General features: G+C 71.7%; 17 protein-coding genes. 14 read left to right on the top strand and 3 right to left on the bottom strand.

All coding sequences use genetic code 11. From position 1 onward, the window contains the following. The first annotated feature begins 78 nt into the window (after nt 1-78). From ACIF80_RS32055 to mutM, 4 genes are all read left to right on the top strand, one after another. A complete protein-coding gene (locus ACIF80_RS32055) occupies nt 79-723 on the top strand; it encodes a DUF177 domain-containing protein (RefSeq protein WP_055592479.1) in 645 nt (214 codons plus the stop codon). Between the two features lie 2 nt (nt 724-725). Next, nucleotides 726-899 carry a 50S ribosomal protein L32 gene (rpmF, locus tag ACIF80_RS32050; protein ID WP_003951102.1) on the top strand — a complete coding sequence of 58 codons (174 nt, stop codon included), beginning with the start codon at nt 726-728 and terminating at the stop codon, nt 897-899. 7 nt (nt 900-906) lie between these two features. Further along, nucleotides 907-1,830: a ribonuclease III gene (gene rnc / locus ACIF80_RS32045; protein WP_399811058.1), complete on the top strand. Its 924-nt coding sequence runs from the start codon at nt 907-909 to the stop codon at nt 1,828-1,830. Between the two features lie 147 nt (nt 1,831-1,977). Then, nucleotides 1,978-2,838, top strand: coding sequence for a bifunctional DNA-formamidopyrimidine glycosylase/DNA-(apurinic or apyrimidinic site) lyase (gene mutM / locus ACIF80_RS32040; protein ID WP_399811056.1), 861 nt, complete (start codon nt 1,978-1,980; stop codon nt 2,836-2,838). On the opposite strand, the gene ACIF80_RS32035 is transcribed toward mutM, so the two are convergent. After that, complete coding sequence (locus ACIF80_RS32035) at nt 2,811-3,221, bottom strand: winged helix-turn-helix transcriptional regulator (RefSeq protein ID WP_399811054.1); 411 nt, start codon at nt 3,219-3,221, stop codon at nt 2,811-2,813. The two genes, mutM and ACIF80_RS32035, sit on opposite strands and share 28 nt — an antisense overlap. A gap of 184 nt (nt 3,222-3,405) precedes the next feature. Next, a complete protein-coding gene (locus ACIF80_RS32030; RefSeq protein WP_399811052.1) occupies nt 3,406-4,725 on the bottom strand; it encodes a CAP domain-containing protein in 1,320 nt (439 codons plus the stop codon). Between the two features lie 164 nt (nt 4,726-4,889). Between ACIF80_RS32030 and ACIF80_RS32025 the strand changes: the two genes are divergently transcribed. The 5 genes from ACIF80_RS32025 to ftsY all read left to right on the top strand — a co-directional run bounded on the left by ACIF80_RS32025 (nt 4,890) and on the right by ftsY (nt 12,901). After that, nucleotides 4,890-5,171 (top strand): acylphosphatase, encoded by a 282-nt coding sequence (locus ACIF80_RS32025; RefSeq protein WP_399811049.1) that lies wholly within the window; start codon nt 4,890-4,892, stop codon nt 5,169-5,171. A 379-nt stretch (nt 5,172-5,550) separates the two neighbouring features. Continuing rightward, on the top strand, nt 5,551-5,754 hold the full coding sequence (locus ACIF80_RS32020) for a hypothetical protein (protein ID WP_004924871.1): 204 nt from the start codon (nt 5,551-5,553) through the stop codon (nt 5,752-5,754). Between the two features lie 251 nt (nt 5,755-6,005). Next, on the top strand, nt 6,006-9,650 hold the full coding sequence (gene smc / locus ACIF80_RS32015) for a chromosome segregation protein SMC (RefSeq protein WP_399811047.1): 3,645 nt from the start codon (nt 6,006-6,008) through the stop codon (nt 9,648-9,650). 232 nt (nt 9,651-9,882) lie between these two features. Then, the gene (locus tag ACIF80_RS32010) at nt 9,883-11,301 is read left to right on the top strand and encodes a sugar porter family MFS transporter (RefSeq protein WP_399811044.1); all 1,419 of its coding nucleotides are present in this window, start codon (nt 9,883-9,885) and stop codon (nt 11,299-11,301) included. A 400-nt stretch (nt 11,302-11,701) separates the two neighbouring features. Then, the gene (gene ftsY / locus ACIF80_RS32005) at nt 11,702-12,901 is read left to right on the top strand and encodes a signal recognition particle-docking protein FtsY (RefSeq protein ID WP_399811187.1); all 1,200 of its coding nucleotides are present in this window, start codon (nt 11,702-11,704) and stop codon (nt 12,899-12,901) included. 146 nt (nt 12,902-13,047) lie between these two features. Here the strand turns inward: ftsY and ACIF80_RS32000 are convergent, their stop codons facing one another. Continuing rightward, the gene (locus tag ACIF80_RS32000) at nt 13,048-13,713 is read right to left on the bottom strand and encodes a bifunctional DNA primase/polymerase (RefSeq protein ID WP_399811041.1); all 666 of its coding nucleotides are present in this window, start codon (nt 13,711-13,713) and stop codon (nt 13,048-13,050) included. Between the two features lie 446 nt (nt 13,714-14,159). On the opposite strand from ACIF80_RS32000, the gene ACIF80_RS31995 reads away from it, so the two are divergent. The 5 genes from ACIF80_RS31995 (at nt 14,160) to ffh (ending at nt 22,056) form a co-directional block, all read left to right on the top strand. Further along, nucleotides 14,160-15,653 carry a hypothetical protein gene (locus ACIF80_RS31995; protein WP_399811039.1) on the top strand — a complete coding sequence of 498 codons (1,494 nt, stop codon included), beginning with the start codon at nt 14,160-14,162 and terminating at the stop codon, nt 15,651-15,653. A 477-nt stretch (nt 15,654-16,130) separates the two neighbouring features. Continuing rightward, nucleotides 16,131-17,468, top strand: a complete 1,338-nt coding sequence (locus tag ACIF80_RS31990; protein ID WP_399811036.1) for an ammonium transporter — start codon at nt 16,131-16,133, stop codon at nt 17,466-17,468. Beyond that, on the top strand, nt 17,465-17,803 hold the full coding sequence (locus ACIF80_RS31985) for a P-II family nitrogen regulator (protein ID WP_042168077.1): 339 nt from the start codon (nt 17,465-17,467) through the stop codon (nt 17,801-17,803). The genes ACIF80_RS31990 and ACIF80_RS31985 overlap by 4 nt, the downstream gene beginning before the upstream one ends. Nucleotides 17,804-17,831: 28 nt before the next feature. After that, the gene (locus ACIF80_RS31980) at nt 17,832-20,285 is read left to right on the top strand and encodes a [protein-PII] uridylyltransferase (RefSeq protein ID WP_399811033.1); all 2,454 of its coding nucleotides are present in this window, start codon (nt 17,832-17,834) and stop codon (nt 20,283-20,285) included. A gap of 220 nt (nt 20,286-20,505) precedes the next feature. Next, on the top strand, nt 20,506-22,056 hold the full coding sequence (ffh, locus tag ACIF80_RS31975; protein ID WP_399811032.1) for a signal recognition particle protein: 1,551 nt from the start codon (nt 20,506-20,508) through the stop codon (nt 22,054-22,056). Nucleotides 22,057-22,142: the final 86 nt, after the last annotated feature.

The following is a 22,142-nucleotide window of genomic DNA, read 5'->3' as shown; positions in this document are numbered from 1 at the left end:
CCGTAGACGTCCGCGATCCATGCTGCCCGGGAACACCACGGGACAGCGTTTCTCCGAGCTCGAAGATCGAAAGCAGGAATGGCTCTGAACGCCCGCCTCGACCACCGCAATCCCCTCGTGTTCGATACGCACGAGCTGGGACGGAGGCCGGGCGCGCTGCAGCGCCTGACCCGCTCGATCGAGGCGCCCAGGGACCTCGGGATCCAGGGAGTCATCGGAGTGCCGGAAGGCGCCCCGGTGGAGCTCGAACTCCGGCTCGAGTCGGTCATGGAAGGTGTGCTCGTCACAGGCACCGCCCGTGCGACGGCCGAGGGGGAGTGCGTAAGGTGTCTGGAGCCGCTCGAGCAGGAGCTCGTCGCGGAATACCAGGAGATGTTCTCGTACCCTGACGCCGACGACCGGGGCCGCGTGAAGGCGGAACCGGGCGACGACGCCGAGGACGACGAGGACAGGCTCCCTCTCGAGGACGGCATGTTCGACCTCGAGCCCGTGCTGCGCGATGCGGTGGTGCTCGCACTGCCGATGCAGCCGGTGTGCCAGGACGACTGCCCCGGCCTGTGCTCCGAATGCGGAGCCCGGCTCGCGGACGACCCGGACCACCACCACGACGCCGTCGACATCCGTTGGGCGGCACTGCAGGGACTCGCCGGTTCACCCGAAGATGGCGAGAAGGACGAGATGAGCGGCGCCGAACCGGGCGTCGACGAGAAGCAGGAGAAGTAGCCGTGGCTGTTCCGAAGCGGAAGATGTCGCGCAGCAACACGCGCCACCGCCGGTCGCAGTGGAAGGCTGCGGTCCCCACCCTGGTTGCGTGCGAGCGCTGCCACGAGCCCAAGCAGCAGCACATCGCGTGCCCGTCTTGCGGCACCTACAACAAGCGCCAGGTCCTCGAGGTCTGAGCGGCTGGTGAGAGGCACTGTGTCCACGCCCAAGAAGCAGTCGCCCCGCGCGAGCGGGAGCGGATCGGCGGACCACCAGGCCTCGTCCCACACGCTTCTGGAAGGGCGGCTCGGCTACAAGCTCGAGTCCGCCCTTCTGGTGCGCGCGCTGACCCACCGTTCCTACGCGTACGAGAACGGCGGTCTGCCGACGAACGAGCGACTGGAGTTCCTCGGGGACTCCGTGCTCGGCCTCGTCGTCACGGACACGCTGTACCGCACCCACCCCGATCTGCCCGAAGGCCAGCTGGCCAAGTTGCGGGCCGCGGTGGTCAACTCGCGTGCGCTGGCGGAGGTGGGCCGCGGGCTCGACCTCGGTTCCTTCATCCGGCTCGGCCGCGGTGAAGAGGGCACAGGTGGCCGGGACAAGGCATCCATCCTCGCCGACACCCTCGAAGCGGTGATCGGCGCGGTCTATCTCGACCAGGGACTCGACTCGGCGGCGGAGCTGGTGCACCGTCTGTTCGACCCGCTGATCGAGAAGTCCTCCAACCTCGGTGCCGGCCTGGACTGGAAGACCAGTCTCCAGGAGCTCACCGCGACCGAAGGACTCGGTGTGCCCGAGTACCTGGTCACGGAGACCGGCCCCGACCACGAGAAGACCTTCACTGCTGCCGCCCGCGTCGGAGGCGTCTCGTACGGCACCGGCACCGGCCGCAGCAAGAAGGAGGCGGAGCAGCAGGCCGCCGAGTCCGCCTGGCGGTCCATCCGGGCCGCGGCGGACGAGCGCGCCAAGGCGGCTGCCTCGGCCGAAGCGGCTGTCCCGGCCGAAGCGGTTGCTTCGACCGAAACGGCTGCCTCGGCAGCAACGGCCGCTTCGACCGGAACGGCCGGCCCGGCCGCCGAGGCGAGCGCCGAGCCTGCCGCCGACACGTCGGCGGCCTCCGCCTGACGATCCGTACGCGGATCGAGCGGATCACGCGGCACCCGCGGTCTTCGGGGGTCGCGCTGCACGCAGAGCGCGACCCGAGCGCCCGCCCCCCTGCCGGGGCGGGCGCTCGGGTCGTGGTCGTCGAGAGAGGTCCTCGGAGGGGGAACCATGCCCGAGCTGCCCGAGGTCGAGGTCGTACGCCGCGGACTGGAGCGGTGGGTCGCCCACCGGACCGTCGCCGCGGCCGAGGTGCTGCACCCGCGCGCGGTCCGCCGCCACCTCGCCGGCGCCGACGACTTCGCGCACCGTCTGAAGGGCCACCGCGTCGGCGTCCCCAGCCGCCGCGGCAAGTACCTGTGGCTGCCCCTGGAGGACTCGGACCAGTCGGTCCTGGCCCACCTCGGCATGAGCGGTCAGCTGCTGGTCCAGCCGCACACCGCGGCGGACGAGAAGCACCTGCGCGTGAGGGTCCGCTTCACCGACGACCTGGACACCGAACTCCGCTTCGTCGACCAGCGCACCTTCGGCGGCCTCTCGCTGCACGACAACACCCCCGACGGACTGCCCGACGTCATCGCGCACATCGCCCGCGACCCCCTCGACCCGCTCTTCGACGACGAGGCCTTCCACCGGGCGCTGCGCCGCAAGCGCACCACGATCAAGCGGGCCCTGCTGGACCAGTCGCTGATCAGCGGAGTGGGCAACATCTACGCGGACGAGGCGCTGTGGCGGGCCCGCATCCACTACGAGCGCCCCACGAAGACCTTCACCCGCCCGCGCTCCCAACTGCTCCTGGACCACGTCCGGGACGTGATGAACGCCGCCCTCGCGGTGGGCGGCACCAGCTTCGACAGCCTGTACGTCAACGTCAACGGCGAATCGGGCTACTTCGACCGGTCCCTGGACGCCTACGGCCGGGAGGGCCTGCCCTGTCGCCGTTGCGGTACGCCGATGCGCCGACGGCCCTGGATGAACCGGTCCAGCTACTTCTGCCCGAAGTGTCAGAGGGCTCCGCGCGCCTCGTCGTAGTTCTCGCGGGCCCGGAGCACGTCGTCCATGCTGTCCTCCAGGAAACGGATGAGGGACAGCACGCGCCGCGCCACCTCGTGGCCCAGCGGGGTGAGTTCGTAGTCCACCCGGGGGGGATTGGTCGGCTGCGCCTCGCGGTGGACCAGGCCGTCGCGCTCCAGCGCGTGCAGAGTCTGGGAGAGCATCTTCTCGCTCACGCCGTCGACCCGGCGGCGCAACTCGTTGAAGCGCAGCGAACCCCCGGACAGCGCCCCGAGCGTCAGTGCGCCCCAGCGTCCCGTCACGTGCTCCAGCGTGCCGCGCGACGGGCACACCCGGGCGAACGCGTTGTAGGGGAGCCGCTGCTCCGCCGAGTCCTCCGGGTGCGGCCGCGTGCTTGTCATGCCTTCAGCGTACTTCGGCCCAGCGCTCACCCATGGGCAGCGCTCACCGCACGACAGCGCCCGGGAGGCCGGGTGGGAAGGCGGGCGGGAGGCATGCGAGCAAGCGCGGACGGCGGCCCGGGACATCCCGGGCCGCCGTCCGTCTCCGTGCGCGTCCTGCTGCGAACCTCTGGTACGGGAACCTCTAGTAGCCGAAGTTCTGGGTCCACCACGGGCCGCCGGAGCCGAAGTGCACGCCCACGCCCAGGGTCTTGAAGTCGCAGTTCAGGATGTTCGCCTTGTGGCCGGGGCTGTTCATCCAGGCCTCCATCACGTCCGCGGCGGTGGCCTGGCCGCGGGCGATGTTCTCCCCGCCCAGGTCGGATATCCCGGCCGCCGACGCCCGGTCCCACGGCGTGTCGCCGTCGGGGTCGGTGTGGTCGAAGAAACCGCGGCCGGCCATGTCCTTGCTGAACGCCGTGGCCAGATCGGTCAGCGAGCTGTTCGCGGCCACCGGGCTGCAGCCCACCTTGGCCCGCTCCTGGTTGACCAGCTGGAGCACCTGGGCTCCGGCGGCGGCCTCCTCGGAGACGGTCACCGGACTGCTGGGCGCCTTCTTCTCCGGTGGCGGGGCGGTCTTGCGCTCCGGAGCCGTCGTCTTCTCCGACACCTCCTCGCTCGGTGTCGCCGACGGCTTCTCCTCCGCCGTCCCGGCCTCCGCGGGCGCCTTCTTCTCCGGCGTCTTCGTCGCCTTCCCGTCGGACGAGTCCGACGGCGAGGGCTTGGGGGAGGCCGCGCGATCGGCGTCGCGGCTCGCGGGGTTGCCGGCGTCGCGGCTCGGGCTCTCGAGGCTGCCCGAGGTGCCGCCCAGTTCGCCGGGCGTGTTGGTCGGGGTGCCCGCGGCCTCGACGCTGTCGCCGGGGGCACGGTCGCCGCCCAGCTTGTAGTTCTCGAGACCGGGAACCGCGCCCGTGGCCACCGCGACCGTGCCGAGGGCCACCGCGGCGGACACCCCGAGCAGGCCGGAGCGGACCGGGGTCGCGGCCTTCTTCTTCCGGCGTCGTCCGCCCGAGTGCCGGTCGCTCTCGCCGGGTGTGAAGCCGTCGTCCGGGGAGCCGCCCTGCTGCGGGACGCCCCCGCGCCGGAGGCCGTCACCCGCGAACACGGCCGTGTCGGCGGCGGCCGTGTCAGCGGACCTGGAGCGGCCCGGGCCCGCGGCGAAGCCGCCGCCCTGGTGGCCGGCCTCGCGGTGGGGGCCTCCGGGGAAGCCGCCCTGCGTGAAGTGCCCCGCGTAGCCGCCCCCGGGAGCTTCCTCCGTCGCGAAGAGGTAGGCCGCGCTCCGCGCGGACGTCTCGGCGTACGCCTCCGGGTTCAGGTAGGGGGCGATACCCATCGTCGGAGCGTCTTCGGCGTGGGCCCCCAGCGGGCCGCGGCTTCCGTCGTACAGGTCGTCGTGCTGAGTGACCCCCGTGGCGGCGCGGCCCGTGGCGGCGCGGCCGGCGGCGGAGCGTCGGTGGCGTCCCATGTCCTGGCCTTCCTCGTCCTTGCGTCGGTCGACTCGTCCTCGCGTTCAACACGAAACTCACACCAACGAGTGAGTTTCATATGAGATTCATTCGATCGGGACGGTACCGCATGCCGTCAGGGGAGGGAGTGCCCCGAGTGACATTGTCCGGTTAGGTTGCAGTCATGAGCGAGGATGTGCGACTGGTGGCCTGGGTGAGAGGACGCGTCCAAGGTGTGGGTTTTCGCTGGTTCACGCGGGCCAAGGCGCTGGAGATCGGCGGCCTGAGTGGCTTTGCTCTCAATTTGGCGGACGGACGCGTCCAGGTGGTTGCGGAGGGCTCCCGCGAGCAGTGCGACGGGCTGCTCGACTGGCTCCAGGACGGCGACACGCCCGGACACGTGGACGGCGTCACCGAGATCTGGGACACACCCCGAGGCGGATACGACGGCTTCGCCATCCGCTGAGCCCGCCGTCCCGGAGGGCCGGTGGGAGTGCCGGGCCGCCGTCGCGGCAGGGTCCGCGGAGCGGAAAAGTCCTGGTGATTGCCAAGGCCCGCGAGATCGTGGGAGGCTCCCCCGCACCGACGGCCGCCACGCCGAGAGCGCCCGCGGGAATCGCGGCTCAGCCGCCCGGCGGCCGTGTACGCCGCGTCGTCGGCCGATACGGCGTGTGATCGTGTTGACCGTCAAACTTTTTGGTGAGACGCTGAAAGTCCCCGCGCACCTTAGCTGTTTGGCATGGCTGAACGGCAGTACAACTCCAGGTCTGCCAAGCATCGCGGGTGCTCATCCCTCACGACCCACACCGCACAGGTCGGTCACGCATTGTGGAGGACCATTCATCATGGCAAAGGCGCTTCTCGGTTACGTCGGCGGCTCCGACCCTCGACTCCTCGCCGAGATGCGACGGCTCCAGCAGCGCGTCCAGGACCTGGAATCCGAACTCGTACGGATCCAGGCGGAGAACGACGAGCTTGCGGCTGCCGCTTCTCACGACAGGATCATGGAGAGCGTTGACGCACACCAGGCGGAGCCTGCGCTGACCTGATCACTGCACCGCTCCACCACGGCGCAGCAGTGGCCGGTCCGCCCGTCACCACCGCCACGTTGTCAGAAGTGCAAGGGACGCCCCGGCGTCCCTTCTTTCCTGCCTCCGCACCCCCCGCGCCGCCCGGACCTCCGAATTCCTTGCCCCGCGCATCCTTTCACCGTCTTTAACGTTTGGTGTGCCCTGCGCGTTCACCCGTGAAACCGCCGGTTCATGGAGTGGGACATCCCGGGCGGGTAAAGTCCGGCGGCGTGCACCTCAAGGCCCTGACCCTCCGCGGCTTCAAGTCGTTCGCCTCGGCGACCACGCTCCGGTTCGAACCGGGGATCACGTGCGTCGTCGGTCCGAACGGCTCGGGCAAGTCCAATGTCGTGGACGCGCTCAGCTGGGTCATGGGCGAGCAGGGCGCCAAGTCACTGCGCGGCGGCAAGATGGAGGACGTCATCTTCGCCGGCACCACGGGCCGCCCGCCGCTCGGCCGGGCCGAGGTGTCCCTGACCATCGACAACGCCGACGGGGCCCTGCCCATCGAGTACGCCGAGGTCACCATCACGCGGATCATGTTCCGCAACGGCGGCAGCGAGTACCAGATCAACGGCGACACCTGCCGCCTCCTCGACATCCAGGAACTGCTCTCCGACTCCGGCATCGGCCGTGAAATGCACGTCATCGTCGGCCAGGGCCAGCTGGACTCCGTCCTGCACGCCGACCCGATGGGCCGCCGCGCCTTCATCGAGGAGGCCGCGGGCGTCCTCAAGCACCGCAAGCGCAAGGAGAAGGCGCTGCGCAAGCTGGACGCGATGCGGGCCAACCTCGCACGCGTGCAGGACCTCACCGACGAACTGCGGCGCCAGCTCAAACCCCTCGGCCGCCAGGCGGCGGTCGCCCGGAGGGCCGCCGTCATCCAGGCCGACCTGCGCGACGTCCGCCTGCGCCTGCTCGCCGACGACCTCGCGCGCCTGCGCGAGGCCCTCACGGCGGAGATCGCCGACGAGGCCGCCCTCAAGGAGCGCAAGGACACCGCCGAGCAGGAACTGCGCAAGGCCCTCCAGCGCGAGGCGGTCCTCGAGGAGGAGGTCCGCCGCCTCACCCCGCGCCTGCAGAACGCCCAGCAGACCTGGTACGAGCTGTCCCAGCTCGCCGAGCGGGTCCGCGGCACCATCTCGCTCGCCGACGCGCGCGTGAAGAGCGCCACCTCCGCACCCCCCGAGGAACGCCGCGGACGCGACCCCGAGGACCTGGAGCGCGAGGCCGCCCGCGTCCGCGAGCAGGAGGCCGAGCTGGAGGCCGCCCTCGAGGCCGCCGAACGCGCCCTGGAGGACACGGTCGCCCACCGCGCCGAGCTGGAACGCGAACTCACCCGGGAGGAGCGGCGTTTGAAGGACGCCGCGCGTGCCGTCGCCGACCGGCGGGAGGAGCTCGCCCGCCTCACCGGTAAGGTCGGCGCCGCCCGCTCGCGCGCCGCGGCGGCCCAGGCCGAGATCGAGCGCCTGGCGGCCGCCCGTGACGAGGCCCGGGAACGGGCCGCCGCCGCCCAGGAGGAGTACGAGACCCTGCGGGCCGAGGTCGACGGCCTCGACGCCGACGACGCGGAACTCGCCGGACGGCACGACGGGGCCAGGCAGCGTCTCGCCCGGGCCGAGGCCGCCCTCACCGTCGCCCGCGAGGCGGCCACCGCCGCCGAACGCGAGCGCGCGGCGACCCGGGCCCGCCACGAGGCCCTCGCCCTGGGCCTGCGCCGCAAGGACGGCACCGGCGCGCTGCTCGCGGCCCAGGACCGGCTCACCGGACTGCTCGGCCCCGCCGCCGAACTGCTCACCGTCACCCCCGGCCACGAGACCGCCCTCGCCGCCGCCTTCGGGGCCGCCGCCGACGCCCTCGCCGTGACCGGTCCCTCCGCCGCCGCCGAGGCGATCCGCCTGCTGCGCAAACAGGACGCGGGCCGCGCCGCCCTGCTCCTGGCCGCCGCCCCGGACACGCCGCATGCCGGAGCGCACGACGGTCCGCACGAGCGGCGGGCCGACAGTTCGGCCGGGGCACACGAGCCGTCCGGAGGACACGAGCCGCTCACCGGCGTGCCCGGCGGCCCCCGGTACGCCGCCGATCTGGTGCGCGGCCCCGCCGAGTTGCTGCCCGCCGTACGCCGGCTGCTGCGCGGGACCGTCGTCGTCGGCACCCTGGAGGACGCCGAGGAGCTGCTGTACGCGCGGCCCGAACTGACCGCCGTGACCGCCGAAGGCGACCTGCTGGGCGCGCACTTCGCGCACGGCGGCTCGGCGGGCGCCCCGAGCCTGCTGGAGGTGCAGGCCTCCGTGGACGAGGCCGCCGCCGAGCTGGAGGAGCTTGCCGTGCGGTGCGAGGAGCTGACCCGGGCGCAGCACGCGGCGACCGAGGAGCGCGGCCGGTGCGCCGCCCTCGTCGAGGAACTGGGGGAGCGGCGCCGGACGGCCGACCGGGAGAAGTCCTCCGTCGCCCAGCAGCTCGGCCGGCTCGCCGGGCAGGCCCGCGGGGCCGCCGGGGAGGCCGAGCGGTCCGCCGCCGCCGCGGCCCGGTCGCAGGAGGCCCTCGACAAGGCGCTCGACGATGTGGAGGAACTCGCCGAACGGCTCGCCGTCGCCGAGGAGATGCCGTTCGACGAGGAGCCCGACACCTCCGTGCGCGACCGGCTCGCCGCCGACGGGGCCAACGCCCGGCAGACCGAGATGGAGGCCCGCCTCCAGGTGCGGACGCACGAGGAGCGCGTCAAAGGACTCACCGGGCGGGCCGACTCCCTGGACCGGGCCGCCCGCACGGAACGCGAGGCACGCGCGCGTGCCGAGCAGCGGCGGGCCCGGCTGCGGCACGAGGCGGCCGTCGCCGAGGCCGTCGCCGCCGGCGCCCGGCAACTGCTCGCGCACATCGAGGTGTCCCTCGCGCGTGCCGACGAGGAGCGCGCCGCCGCCGAGGCGGCGAAGGCCCACCGCGAGCAGGAACTCGCCCGCGCGCGGACCGAGGGACGCGATCTCAAGGCAGAACTCGACAAGTTGACGGATTCAGTTCACCGGGGCGAGGTACTCGGCGCCGAGAAACGGCTGCGGATGGAGCAGTTGGAGACCAAGGCGCTGGAGGAACTGGGTGTCGAACCGGGGGGACTGGTGGCGGAGTACGGACCGCACCAGCTGGTGCCGCCCTCGCCCCCCGCCGAGGGCGAGCAGCTGCCGGATGATCCGGAGCACCCGCGCAACAGGCCCCGCCCCTTCGTGCGGGCCGAGCAGGAGAAGCGCCTGAAGACGGCCGAGCGCGCGTACCAGCAGCTCGGCAAGGTGAACCCGCTCGCCCTGGAGGAGTTCGCCGCGCTGGAGGAACGCCACCAGTTCCTCGGCGAGCAGCTGGAGGACCTGAAGAAGACCCGCGCGGATCTGCTCCAGGTCGTCAAGGAGGTCGACGAGCGCGTCGAGCAGGTCTTCAGCGAGGCCTACTGGGACACGGCCAGGGAATTCGAAGGAGTCTTCTCCCGGCTGTTCCCCGGCGGCGAGGGGCGGCTGGTGCTGACCGACCCCGACAACATGCTCACCACGGGCGTGGACGTCGAGGCGCGTCCGCCGGGGAAGAAGGTCAAGCGGCTGTCGCTGCTCTCGGGCGGTGAGCGGTCGCTGACCGCGGTGGCGCTGCTGGTGTCGATCTTCAAGGCGCGGCCGAGCCCGTTCTACGTCATGGACGAGGTCGAGGCCGCTCTCGACGACACCAACCTCCAGCGGCTCATCCGGATCATGCAGGAGCTGCAGGAGGCCTCGCAGCTGATCGTGATCACGCACCAGAAGCGCACCATGGAGGTCGCCGACGCGCTCTACGGCGTCTCCATGCAGGGCGACGGCGTGTCCAAGGTCATCAGCCAGCGCCTCAGCCGGGCGACCTGACGGGCGCCCGGTCCCCCGGGCTCTTTGGCTTCACATTGTGAACTCAAGCTCGCCGTACCTGTGCATGCATCCTGCGAAATTTGTGACCATTTCGCGACCCATCCCCTCTCTTGACTTCAGAACTTGAAGACATAGTCTCAACGTCATCGTATGTACCTTCAGGTACCTTCAGGTGGACCTGGAAGGGCTGACCCCCACCCGGCGACGATGCCGGTGGCCCGAGGAGTTACACGTGACCAGCGCAGCGCAGGCACAGAAGTCAGGAGCCGGTACGGCTCGCCCCGAGCATCTCGGGCACGTCGTCTTCATCGCGGCGTCGGCCGCCATGGGCGGTTTCCTCTTCGGCTACGACAGCTCCGTGATCAACGGCGCCGTCGAGGCCATCCGCGACCGCTACGACATCGGTTCGGCCGCCCTCGCGCAGGTCATCGCGATCGCGCTGATCGGCTGCGCCATCGGTGCCGCCACCGCCGGCCGCGTGGCCGACCGCATCGGCCGCATCCGGTGCATGCAGATCGCCGCGGTTCTGTTCACCGTCAGCGCCATCGGCTCCGCCCTCCCCTTCTCCCTCTACGACCTCGCCTTCTGGCGGGTCGTCGGCGGCATAGCCATCGGTATGGCCTCCGTCATCGGCCCGGCCTACATCGCCGAGGTCGCCCCGCCCGCCTACCGCGGCCGGCTCGGCTCCTTCCAGCAGGCCGCGATCGTCATCGGCATCGCCGTGTCGCAGCTGGTCAACTGGGGCATCCTGAACGCCGCCGGCGGCGACCAGCGCGGCGAACTGCTGGGCCTGGAGGCCTGGCAGCTCATGCTCGGTGTCATGGTCGTCCCGGCCGTGCTCTACGGGCTGCTCTCCTTCGCCATTCCCGAGTCCCCCCGCTACCTGATCTCCGTCGGCAAGCACGAGCGCGCCCGGAAGATCCTCGGTGAGGTCGAGGGCCAGGGCATCGACCTGGACGCGCGCGTCACCGAGATCGAGTCGGCGATGCGCAGCGAGGAGAAGTCCCGCTTCAAGGACCTGCTCGGCGGCAGCTTCTTCTTCAAGCCGATCGTCTGGGTCGGTATCGGCCTGTCGGTCTTCCAGCAGTTCGTCGGCATCAACGTCGCGTTCTACTACTCCTCGACGCTGTGGCAGTCGGTCGGCGTCGACCCGACGGACTCGTTCCTCTACTCCTTCACCACGTCGATCATCAACATCGTCGGCACCGTCATCGCGATGATCTTCGTCGACCGCATCGGCCGCAGGCCGCTCGCGATCATCGGCTCCGTCGGCATGGTGATCGGCCTCGCGCTGGAGGCCTGGGCGTTCTCCTTCGACCTCGTCGACGGCAAACTCCCCGCCACCCAGGGCTGGGTCGCGCTGATCGCCGCCCACGTGTTCGTCCTCTTCTTCGCCCTGTCGTGGGGTGTGGTCGTCTGGGTCATGCTCGGCGAGATGTTCCCCAACCGGATCCGCGCCGCCGCCCTGGGCGTGGCCGCCGCCGCGCAGTGGATCGCCAACTGGGCCATCACCGCGAGCTTCCCCTCGCTGGCCGACTGGAACCTGTCGACGACCTACGTGATCTACACGTTCTTCGCCGCGCTCTCCATCCCGTTCGTCCTGAAGTTCGTCAAGGAGACGAAGGGCAAGGCCCTGGAGGAAATGGGCTGACCGCGGCCGCGAGGCCGGTGCCGACGGGCCCCCTCAGGGCCGGCCCGTCCCATGAACCGAGGAGAAGGGTTCAAGTCCCCGCTGCCCCTCTCCTCGTACCCCCGCCGCCCCGCTCCGGACCTCGTCCGGGCCGGGGCGGCGGTGTGCCGTACACCGGCCGCACTTCTGGGGCCGGAGCCGGCAGGCGCGGTCCGCCTGCCGGGACGAGCTCGGCGGGGGAGGCGTCCGGAGCGACCGGGGCGACCGGGGCGACCGGGGCGACCGGGGCGACCGGGGCGAAACGTGCGACCGTGACGGGCACGGCCTCGCCCCCCTCCACCGCGCCCCGGGCGGCACGGACCGTGTCGTGCGGGCCGCCATCGGCGCGACCGGGAGGCCCATGGCTGATACTGGGGCTGTTATGGACATCGTCATCCTTGCTGTAGTCATCGCCGTGGTCGTGGTCGGCGCGCTCGGCGGGCTCATCGTCGGCAGCCGCCGCAAGAAGCAGCTGCCCCCGCCGCCGCCCGCCGCCCCCGACATCACCGCCCCCCCGGCCGAGCCGCACGTCGGCGACGAGGCCGAGACGCCGCGGGAGGAACCGCGGCGCACCGTAGAGGAGGTTGATCTTCCGGACGGCTCCACCCCGGTCGTCGTCGAGGAGCCGCCCACCGAGGCGCCCGCGATCGAGATCCCGGAGCCCACCGCCGGCCGGCTCGTCCGGCTGCGCGCCCGTCTCTCCCGCTCGCAGAACGTGCTCGGCAAGGGCCTGCTCACACTGCTGTCCCGCGAGCACCTCGACGAGGACACCTGGGAGGAGATCGAGGACACGCTGCTCACCTCCGACATCGGTGTGCAGCCCACCCAGGAGCTGGTCGAGCGGCTGCGCGAGCGCGTGAAGGTGCTCGGCACGCGCACCCCCGCGGAGCTGCGCGGACTGCTCCGCGAGGAGCTGATCGCCCTGGTCGACCCCAGCATGGACCGCACCGTGCGCACCGAGAACGGGACCGGCGGTCCGGGCATCGTGATGGTCGTCGGGGTCAACGGCACCGGCAAGACCACCACCACCGGCAAGCTCGCCCGGGTGCTGGTCGCGGACGGCAACACCGTCGTCCTCGGCGCCGCGGACACCTTCCGCGCCGCCGCCGCCGATCAGCTCGAGACCTGGGGCGAGCGGGTCGGCGCCCACACCGTACGCGGCCCCGAGGGCGGCGACCCGGCCTCCGTCGCGTTCGACGCGGTCAAGGAGGGCAAGGAGATGGCCGCGAACGTCGTGCTCATCGACACCGCCGGCCGGCTGCACACCAAGACCGGCCTCATGGACGAGCTCGGCAAGGTCAAGCGGGTCGTGGAGAAGCACGCCCCGCTGGACGAGGTGCTCCTCGTGCTCGACGCCACCACCGGCCAGAACGGCCTGGTCCAGGCCCGGGTCTTCGCCGAGGTCGTCAACATCACCGGCATCGTGCTCACCAAGCTCGACGGCACGGCCAAGGGCGGCATCGTGGTCGCCGTCCAGCGCGAACTGGGCGTCCCGGTCAAGCTGATCGGTCTCGGCGAGGGCGCGGACGACCTGGCGCCGTTCGAGCCGGATGCGTTCGTGGACGCGCTCATCGGGGAGTGAGACCCCGGGGCGGCCGGCCGGACCGGACCGCCACGGAAAAGCGAAGAAGCGCCCGCTTCCGGAACCCGGAAACGGGCGCTTCGCCGTTCACCGCCCCCGAACCCGGTCACCGCTGCCGGAACCGGCCGGTACGCCTGTACCGACGCTCATGTCTGCGACCGGTGCACCACATACGCCAGCGTGCCCAGCACCAGGCGGGCCTCCGGCGGCCGGGGCGCCGAGTCGAGGGCGGGGGAGCGGAGCCAGCGCACCGGGCCGCGACCGCCCCGGTCGGACGACGGAGCCGTGATGTGCGTACCGGGGCCGAGGCCGTGCAGGTCGAGGGCGGCCGGGTCGTCCCAGCCCATGCGGTAGAGCAGCTCGGGCAGTGCGGCGGCGGCCCCGGGGGCGACGAAGAACTGGGCACGGCCGTCAGGGGTGGCGGCGACGGGGCCGACGGGCAGGCCCATGCGCTCGAGCCGGGCCAGCGCGCGGCACCCGGCGGGCTCGGCCACCTCGATCACGTCGAACGCCCGTCCGACCGGGAGCATCATCGCGGCGCCCGGATACTCGGCCCAGATCTCCGACACGTCGTCCAGCGGGGACCCGGCGGGGATCTCCGGTGCGAAGTCCAGCGGATGCGCACCCGGCGCCCGGCATCCCGCCCGGCCGCAGGAGCAGGTGCCGGCGGCGGCGCGGGCACCCGGCACCACGTCCCAGCCCCACAGCCCGGTGTACTCCGCCACGGCGGTGCCCCCCGGCCCGCGGCTCCGGCGGCGCGAGCCGGACCGGATGTCACGGATGCCCCGGCTGATACCGATCGTGAAGCCCATGCCCCCTCCAACGGGTCCGGCGCACCGGCGGTTACGCAGTGGGCGCGACGCGTGACTCTCTGTTTTCGACTTCCCCGTGCGGTCCTGTTCAGTCGGCGCTTCGAAGCACCATGGGTGGTGCGCACAACGGTGCGCGCCCCCGTGTGCGTCGTCGCACCCACTCTTGGCCGTCCCGTGTCAAGTGAAGCGCGGGGCGGCCACGGTGAGTTCATCCGATGGGGTGGCGAATGGTGGCGATTACGGGTTCGCCATGGCTGGACGGGTGATCGTGGGACTACGTTGTGTGCACGGTTCCTCGGGGCACATGCACCCACGGGTATGCCGGAGGCAACTCGGCTTCCCGTTCGAAGAGTGGGAACCGCCGGACGGCGGTACCGACAACCGGCATTCTGATAGGGCTTGGCGCACTCAGCGGCAAGTGGTTTTCAGGGAATGGGGGCGTTCCAGTGAGCGGCAACGGCGGTGGCGGGACGAACGCTGCGAGTACGCAAAAGCGTCCGAACGAGCTGCTCGCCTCGTGGTTCGTCCGCAGCGGCTGGTCCAAGGGCGAGCTCGCCCGCCAGGTCAACCGCCGGGCCCGCCGGCTGGGGGCCAGCCACATCTCCACCGACACCTCGCGGGTACGCCGCTGGCTGGACGGCGAGAATCCGCGCGAGCCCATCCCCCGGATCCTCTCCGAGCTGTTCTCCGAGCGCTTCGGTGTCGTCGTCTCCGTCGAGGACCTGGGCCTGCGCACCATCCGGCCCTCGCCCTCCGCGACCGGCGTCGACCTGCCCTGGACGGGCCCGCAGACCGTGGCCCTGCTCAGCGAGTTCTCGCGCAGCGACCTGATGCTCGCGCGGCGCGGCTTCCTCGGGAGCTCGCTGGCCCTCTCCGCGGGCCCGTCCCTCATCGAGCCGATGCAGCGCTGGCTCGTCCCCTCCCCGTCCGCGGCGCAGTCCCGCCCGGAGCCCGAGCCGGCCACCGTCGGCCGCGCGCGCGGCCGGTTGTCCCAGCCCGAGCTGGACCTGCTGGAGACCACCACCGTGATGTTCCGGCAGTGGGACGCCCAGTGCGGTGGCGGCCTGCGCCGCAAGGCGGTCGTCGGGCAGCTGCACGAGGTGACGGACCTGCTCCAGGACCCCCAGCCCGACCCGATCCGGCGGCGCCTGTTCAAGGTCGCCGCCGAACTCGCCGAACTGGCCGGCTGGATGTCGTACGACGTCGGGCTGCAGCCCACCGCGCAGAAGTACCACGTCCTCGCCCTCCACGCGGCGAAGGAGGCCGGGGACCGGCCGCTCGGCTCGTACATCCTGTCGAATCTGAGCCGGCAGATGATCCACCTCGGCCGGCCCGAGGACGCCCTGGAGCTCATCCATCTCGCGCAGTACGGCAGCCGTGACTGCGCGAGCCCCCGCACCCAGTCGATGCTGTATGCGATGGAGGCCCGCGCCTACGCCAACATGGGCCAGCCCGGCCGGTGCAAGCGCGCGGTCAGGATGGCCGAGGACACCTTCGCCGAGGCCGACGAGTGGGACGAGCCGGACCCCGACTGGATCCGCTTCTTCTCCGAGGCCGAGCTGTACGGCGAGAACTCGCACTCCTTCCGCGACCTCGCCTACGTGGCGGGCCGCAGCCCCACCTACGCCTCGCTCGCCGAGCCGCTGATGCAGCGGGCCGTCGAGCTGTTCGCCGCGGAGGCGGGGCGGCACCAGCGGTCGTACGCCCTCAACCTGATCGGCATGGCCACCGTGCATCTGCTCCAGCGTGAACCCGAGCAGGGAGCGGTTCTCGCCACCGACGCCATCAAGGCGGCCAAGAAGGTCCGCTCCGAGCGCGTCAACACTCGTATCCGAAAGACGGTCGACACGGCCGTCCGCGACTTCGGCGACCGGGCCGAGGTCGTCGACCTCACCGAGCGGCTCGCCATCGAACTGCCGGAGACCGCCGAAGCGGTCTGACGCCCGGAGGGACCCCGAGGAGTCCTCCGGAAGAACCCCGAAAAGAACCTCGGAGATCTTCAGGAATCCCGGGGAACCCCGGGAAAACCCAGAACCCCGGCCGCGGCCGGCCCTCCCGAACTGCCCGACTCGGCTCCCCCATGCCAGGTCATCGGAAGGCCCGCCGCGGCCGGCTTCCTGTTTGTGCGCCTGAGCCGGCACCGCTCTCGCGGACCCGGGCGCTCGCCGTCGTGGTTCCTCGACCGACGGCCGCGGGGCCCTGTGGCGAAGATTGCGTCACGATAACGATCGGCACTTCCCGCATCCGGCAGTTCATCGACGCGTAACACACCGTGTGCCTTCGTCACGGCGGCGAAACAGCGAGGGGCTCCCACCGAAACGGTGCTGCGCGAATCTCATGGCGCAGAACCGGCCCACCCCTCACCACCCGCTCAGGCTTCGCCCGCACGGGGCCGTACCAACGACGAGGAGACGCCGATGGCACCAGCCATCACCCTTGCCGCAGAAGCGCCCACGCTCTCTGCCGCCAACACAGGGTTCATGCTCATCTGTACCGCTCTGGTGATGCTCATGACGCCGGGCCTGGCCTTCTTCTACGGAGGCATGGTCCGGGTCAAGAGCACCCTGAACATGCTGATGATGAGTTTCATCAGCCTGGGAATCGTCACCATTCTGTGGGTGCTGTACGGCTTCTCCATGGCGTTCGGCACCGACTCCGGCGGCGTCGTCGGCTGGAACTCCGACTGGGTCGGCCTCAGCGACGTCGGCCTGACCGAACTGTGGGACGGCTACACCATCCCCGTCTTCGTCTTCCTGGTCTTCCAGCTGATGTTCGCCGTCCTCACACCCGCCCTGATCAGCGGTGCGCTCGCGGACCGCGTGAAGTTCACCGCGTGGGCGCTGTTCATCGCGCTGTGGGCCACCGTCGTCTACTTCCCGGTCGCCCACTGGGTCTGGGGCTCCGGCGGCTGGGCCTTCGAACTGGGCGTCATCGACTTCGCCGGCGGTACGGCCGTCCACATCAACGCGGGTGCCGCCGCACTCGGCGTCATCCTGGTGATCGGCAAGCGGATCGGCTTCAAGAAGGACCCGATGCGCCCGCACAGCCTGCCGCTGGTCATGCTCGGCGCCGCGCTGCTGTGGTTCGGCTGGTTCGGCTTCAACGCCGGTTCCTGGCTCGGCAACGACGACGGCGTCGGCGCGCTGATGTTCGTCAACACCCAGATCGCCGCCGCCGCCGCGGTCCTCGGCTGGCTCGCCTACGAGAAGATCCGCCACGGCGCGTTCACCACGCTCGGCGCCGCCTCCGGCGCGGTCGCGGGCCTGGTCGCCATCACCCCCGCCGGCGGCGCGGTCACCCCGCTCGGCGCGATCGCCGTCGGCGCCGTCTCCGGTGTGCTGTGCGCCATGGCCGTCGGCCTGAAGTACCGGTTCGGCTACGACGACTCCCTGGACGTCGTCGGCGTCCACCTCGTCGGCGGCATCATCGGCTCCCTCCTCGTCGGCTTCTTCGCCAGCGGCAAGGGCCAGTCCGAGGTCGAGGGCCTCTTCTACGGCGGTGGCCTCGACCAGTTCTGGAAGCAGTGCGCCGGTGTCTTCGGTGTCCTCGCCTACTCCCTGGTCGTCTCCGCGGTCCTCGCCTTCCTCCTCGACAAGACCATCGGTATGCGAGTCTCCGAGGACGACGAGGTGGCCGGCATCGACCAGGCCGAGCACGCCGAGACCGCCTACGACTACAGCGGTGCCGGCGGCGGTGCCCGCAACACCGCCACGGCGCCCGCAGCCCAGGCCGAGAGCAAGAAGGTGGACGCATGAAGCTCATCACCGCCGTCGTCAAGCCGCACCGGCTCGACGAGATCAAGGAGGCCCTGCAGGCCTTCGGGGTACACGGCCTGACGGTCACCGAGGCCAGCGGCTACGGCCGCCAGCGCGGCCACACCGAGGTCTACCGCGGTGCCGAGTACACCGTCGACCTGGTCCCCAAGATCCGCATCGAGGTGCTGGTCGAGGACGACGACGCCGAGCAGCTGATCGATGTCGTCGTCAAGGCGGCCCGCACCGGCAAGATCGGTGACGGCAAGGTCTGGTCGATCCCGGTCGACACGGCCGTACGGGTCCGGACCGGCGAACGCGGCCCGGAAGCGCTCTGAGACAGACCGACGGAACAGGAGTCGCCGGGTGACGAGCACCGACACGCACGACGAGACACAGGACTCGGGACCCAGCGGCTACGCGGCGGCCCGGCTGCACCTCCTCACCGAGGGGACGCGGTCCGGGCCGCCGCGCCGTGCCGCCCTCGCCCGGCTCACGGACGACTGGCTCACCGGACTGTTCGCCGCGGGCACCGGACAACTGCGCGGCACCTCCCTGATCGCGGTCGGCGGTTACGGGCGCGGCGAACTGTCCCCGCGCAGCGACCTCGACCTGCTCCTGCTGCACGACGGCAGCGCTCCCGGGGCCGTCGCCGCCCTCGCCGACCGGCTCTGGTACCCCGTGTGGGACCTGGGCATCGCCCTGGACCACTCCGTACGCACCCTGGCGGAGGCCCGCCGCACCGCCGGTGAGGACCTCAAGGTCCAGCTGGGCCTCCTGGACGCCCGGCACATCGCCGGGGACCTCGGACTCACCGCCGCCCTGCGCACCGCCGTCCTGGCCGACTGGCGCAACCAGGCCCCCAAACGCCTCCCCCAGCTCCAGGAGCTCTGCGCCGAACGCGCCGAACGGCAGGGCGAGCTGCAGTACCTCCTGGAACCCGACCTCAAGGAGGCCCGCGGCGGACTGCGCGACGCCACCGTGCTGCGCGCCGTCGCCGCCTCCTGGCTCGCCGACGCCCCGCGCGAGGGACTCGCCGACGCCCGCCGCCGGCTCCTCGACGTACGGGACGCGCTGCACCTGACGACCGGCCGCGCCACCGACCGGCTCGCGCTCCAGGAACAGGACCAGGTCGCCGCCGAACTCGGCCTGCTCGACGCCGACACCCTGCTGCGCCAGGTGTACGAAGCCGCCCGGGGCATCGCGTACGCCGGTGACGTCACCTGGCGCGAAGTCGGCCGCGTGCTGCGCTCCCGGGCCATGCGGCCGCGGCTGCGCGCCATCATCGGCGGCGGAAAACAGAACGCCGAGCGCTCGCCGCTGGCCGAGGGCGTCGTCGAGCAGGACGGCGAGGCGGTCCTCGCCCGTGCCGCCCGCCCCGAACGCGACCCCGTCCTCCCGCTGCGTGCCGCGGCCGCCGCCGCACAGGCCGGACTCCCGCTGTCGCTCCACGCCGTCCGGCGCCTCGCCGCCACCGTGCGCCCACTGCCCGCACCCTGGCCCGCCGAGGCCCGCGAACAGCTGGTGACCCTGCTGGGCGCCGGCCGTCCCACCGTCGACGTCTGGGAAGCACTGGAGGCGGAAGGCCTGATCACGCGGCTGCTGCCGGACTGGGAGCGGGTCCGCTGCCGCCCGCAGCGCAACGCGGTGCACATCTGGACCGTCGACCGGCACCTCATCGAGACGGCGGTCCGCGCCAGCGCCTTCACCCGGCGCGTGCACCGCCCCGACCTGCTCCTGGTCGCCGCGCTGCTGCACGACATCGGCAAGGGCTGGCCCGGCGACCACTCCGTGGTGGGCGAGACCATCGTCCGGGACATGGCCGCGCGGATCGGCTTCGACCGCGCCGACGCGGGCGTCCTCGCCACCCTCGTACGCCACCACCTGCTGCTCGTCGAGACGGCCACCCGCCGCGACCTCGACGACCCGGCCACGGTGCGCGCGGTCGCCGACGCCGTCGGCACCCAGGGCACCCTGGAGCTGCTGCACGCCCTGACCGAGGCGGACGCACTGGCCACCGGACCGGCCGCCTGGTCGGTCTGGCGCGCCTCACTCGTCGCCGACCTGGTCAAACGCGTCTCGGCGGTGCTGGCCGGGGACCCGCTGGAGGAACCCGAGGCCGCCGCGCCCACCACTCAGCAGGAACGGCTCGCCCTCGAGGCGATCACCACCGGCGGCCCGGTGCTGTCCCTGCGCGCCCAGACCGAACCGCCGGCCGAACCGGAACCGGCCTCGGCCGACGAGCCGGAACCCCTCGGCGTGGAACTGCTGATCGCCGTACCCGACCAGGCGGGCGTGCTCCCCGCGGTCGCCGGTGTGCTGGCCCTGCACCGCCTGACCGTCCGCACCGCCGAGCTGCGCACCCTCGAACTGCCGGAGGGCGTCGAGGGATCCGTCCTGCTGCTCGACTGGCGGGTCGCCGCCGAGTACGGCTCGCTGCCCCAGGCCGCCCGCCTGCGCGCCGACCTCGTCCGCGCCCTGGACGGCACCCTGAACATCGCCGGCCGCCTCGCCGAACGCGACGCCGCCTACCCGCGCCGCCGGGGCGTGGTCCCGCCCCCGGCCCGGGTGACGGTCGCCCCGGCCGCCTCCCGCCTGGCCACCGTGATCGAGGTCCGGGCGCAGGACGCGCCGGGGCTGCTGTTCCGGATCGGGCAGGCGCTGGAGGACGCGGCCGTACGCGTACGCAGCGCCCACGCGAGCACACTGGGCGCGAACGCCGTGGACGCCTTCTACGTGACCTGGCCGAACGGCTCGCCCCTCCCGGGCGAGGAGGCTGCGGCGGTGGCCCGAGGATTGGAGGAGACATTGCGGGCGTGACCTTGTGGCCGTTCCATGCGTCGACCGGGTGTGCCCCCCGCCGGTGCGGGGACGGTCCGATCGTGAACGACGAGTTCATCACGATCCTCGGTTGCTCCCCGCCGGCGCGGGGACCCGTCCCCGTCCACTGGCTGCAGCGGGCGGGGGCGATTTGCTTGCCGGGCCGGATACCCTGGAGGGCAGCCCAGTTCCGCCCCCGACCTCGAGGACCGACGCCGCCGTGTTCGATACTCTCTCCGACCGCCTCAGCGCGACCTTCAAAAACCTCCGCGGAAAAGGCCGGCTGAGCGAAGCGGACATCGACGCCACGGCGCGCGAGATCCGTATCGCCCTCCTCGAAGCGGACGTGGCCCTGCCGGTCGTCCGGGCGTTCGTCAAGAACGTCAAGGAGCGGGCGCTCGGCGCCGAGGTCTCCAAGGCCCTGAACCCGGCACAACAGTTCATCAAGATCGTCAACGACGAGCTGGTGGGCATCCTCGGCGGCGAGACCCGTCGCCTGCGGTTCGCCAAGCAGCCGCCGACCGTGATCATGCTGGCCGGTCTGCAGGGTGCCGGTAAGACCACGCTCGCGGGCAAGCTCGGCCGCTGGCTCAAGGAGCAGGGCCACTCGCCGCTCCTGGTCGCCTGTGACCTCCAGCGCCCCAACGCCGTCAACCAGCTCAGCGTCGTCGCCGAGCGCGCCGGCGTCGCCGTCTACGCGCCCGAACCGGGCAACGGAGTGGGCGACCCGGTCAAGGTCGCCAAGGACTCCATCGAGTTCGCCAAGTCCAAGGTCCACGACATCGTCATCGTGGACACCGCCGGCCGCCTGGGCATCGACCAGGAGCTGATGCGGCAGGCCGCGGACATCAGGGACGCGGTCTCGCCCGACGAGATCCTCTTCGTCGTCGACGCGATGATCGGCCAGGACGCCGTCAACACCGCCGAGGCCTTCCGCGACGGCGTCGGCTTCGACGGCGTGGTGCTCTCCAAGCTCGACGGCGACGCCCGCGGTGGTGCGGCCCTGTCGATCGCCTCGGTGACCGGCAAGCCGATCATGTTCGCGTCGAACGGCGAGAAGCTCGACGAGTTCGACGCCTTCCACCCCGACCGGATGGCCTCCCGCATCCTCGACATGGGTGACCTGCTCACCCTGATCGAGCAGGCGGAGAAGACGTTCAGCCAGGACGAGGCCGAGAAGATGGCCTCCAAGCTGGCGTCGAAGAAGGGCCAGGACTTCACCCTGGACGACTTCCTGGCCCAGATGGAGCAGGTCAGGAAGATGGGCAGCATCTCGAAGCTGCTCGGCATGCTCCCAGGCATGGGACAGATCAAGGACCAGATCAACAACCTCGACGAGCGGGACGTCGACCGCACGGCCGCGATCATCAAGTCGATGACCCCGGCCGAGCGCCAGGACGCGTCGATCATCAACGGCTCCCGCCGCGCCCGTATCGCCAAGGGCTCCGGCGTCGAGGTCAGCGCGGTGAAGAACCTCGTCGAGCGCTTCTTCGAGGCCCGCAAGATGATGTCCCGCATGGCCCAGGGCGGCGGCATGCCGGGGATGCCCGGGATGCCGGGCATGGGCGGCGGTCCCGGCCGGACGAAGAAGAAGCAGAAGCAGGCCAAGGGCAAGCAGCGCTCCGGCAACCCCATGAAGCGCAAGCAGCAGGAGGAGGAGGCCGCCCAGCGCCGCGCCGCCGCGGCCGAGGGGGGCAACGCCTTCGGTCTGCCGCAGCAGGGCGGCCAGGACTTCGAGCTGCCGGACGAGTTCAAGAAGTTCATGGGCTGACCGCTCCGGGGCCGGCGGCCCTTCCCTCGTCACGGGGGCACCTCTTCGGCAAGGGGTGCCCCGTGGCGTAGGTGCGCGGTGTCCGT

The organism is Streptomyces sp. NPDC085927 (assembly GCF_044540975.1).
In the GTDB taxonomy this organism is placed as follows: Bacteria; Actinomycetota; Actinomycetes; order Streptomycetales; family Streptomycetaceae; genus Streptomyces; species Streptomyces hirsutus.
This window is presented reverse-complemented; position numbering and strand designations above follow the sequence as displayed.

Bases quoted from the DNA above. Each gene is read 5' to 3' on its own strand.
- ACIF80_RS32000 (WP_399811041.1), bottom strand. From the start codon at position 13,713: ATGGGCTTCACGATCGGTATCAGCCGGGGCATCCGTGACATCCGGTCC.
- ACIF80_RS32030 (WP_399811052.1), bottom strand. From the start codon at position 4,725: ATGGGACGCCACCGACGCTCCGCCGCCGGCCGCGCCGCCACGGGCCGC.
- ftsY (WP_399811187.1), top strand. From the start codon at position 11,702: ATGGACATCGTCATCCTTGCTGTAGTCATCGCCGTGGTCGTGGTCGGC.
- mutM (WP_399811056.1), top strand. From the start codon at position 1,978: ATGCCCGAGCTGCCCGAGGTCGAGGTCGTACGCCGCGGACTGGAGCGG.
- ACIF80_RS32025 (WP_399811049.1), top strand. From the start codon at position 4,890: ATGAGCGAGGATGTGCGACTGGTGGCCTGGGTGAGAGGACGCGTCCAA.
- ACIF80_RS32020 (WP_004924871.1), top strand. From the start codon at position 5,551: ATGGCAAAGGCGCTTCTCGGTTACGTCGGCGGCTCCGACCCTCGACTC.
- ACIF80_RS32035 (WP_399811054.1), bottom strand. From the start codon at position 3,221: ATGACAAGCACGCGGCCGCACCCGGAGGACTCGGCGGAGCAGCGGCTC.
- ACIF80_RS31990 (WP_399811036.1), top strand. From the start codon at position 16,131: ATGGCACCAGCCATCACCCTTGCCGCAGAAGCGCCCACGCTCTCTGCC.
- ACIF80_RS32055 (WP_055592479.1), top strand. From the start codon at position 79: ATGGCTCTGAACGCCCGCCTCGACCACCGCAATCCCCTCGTGTTCGAT.
- ACIF80_RS31985 (WP_042168077.1), top strand. From the start codon at position 17,465: ATGAAGCTCATCACCGCCGTCGTCAAGCCGCACCGGCTCGACGAGATC.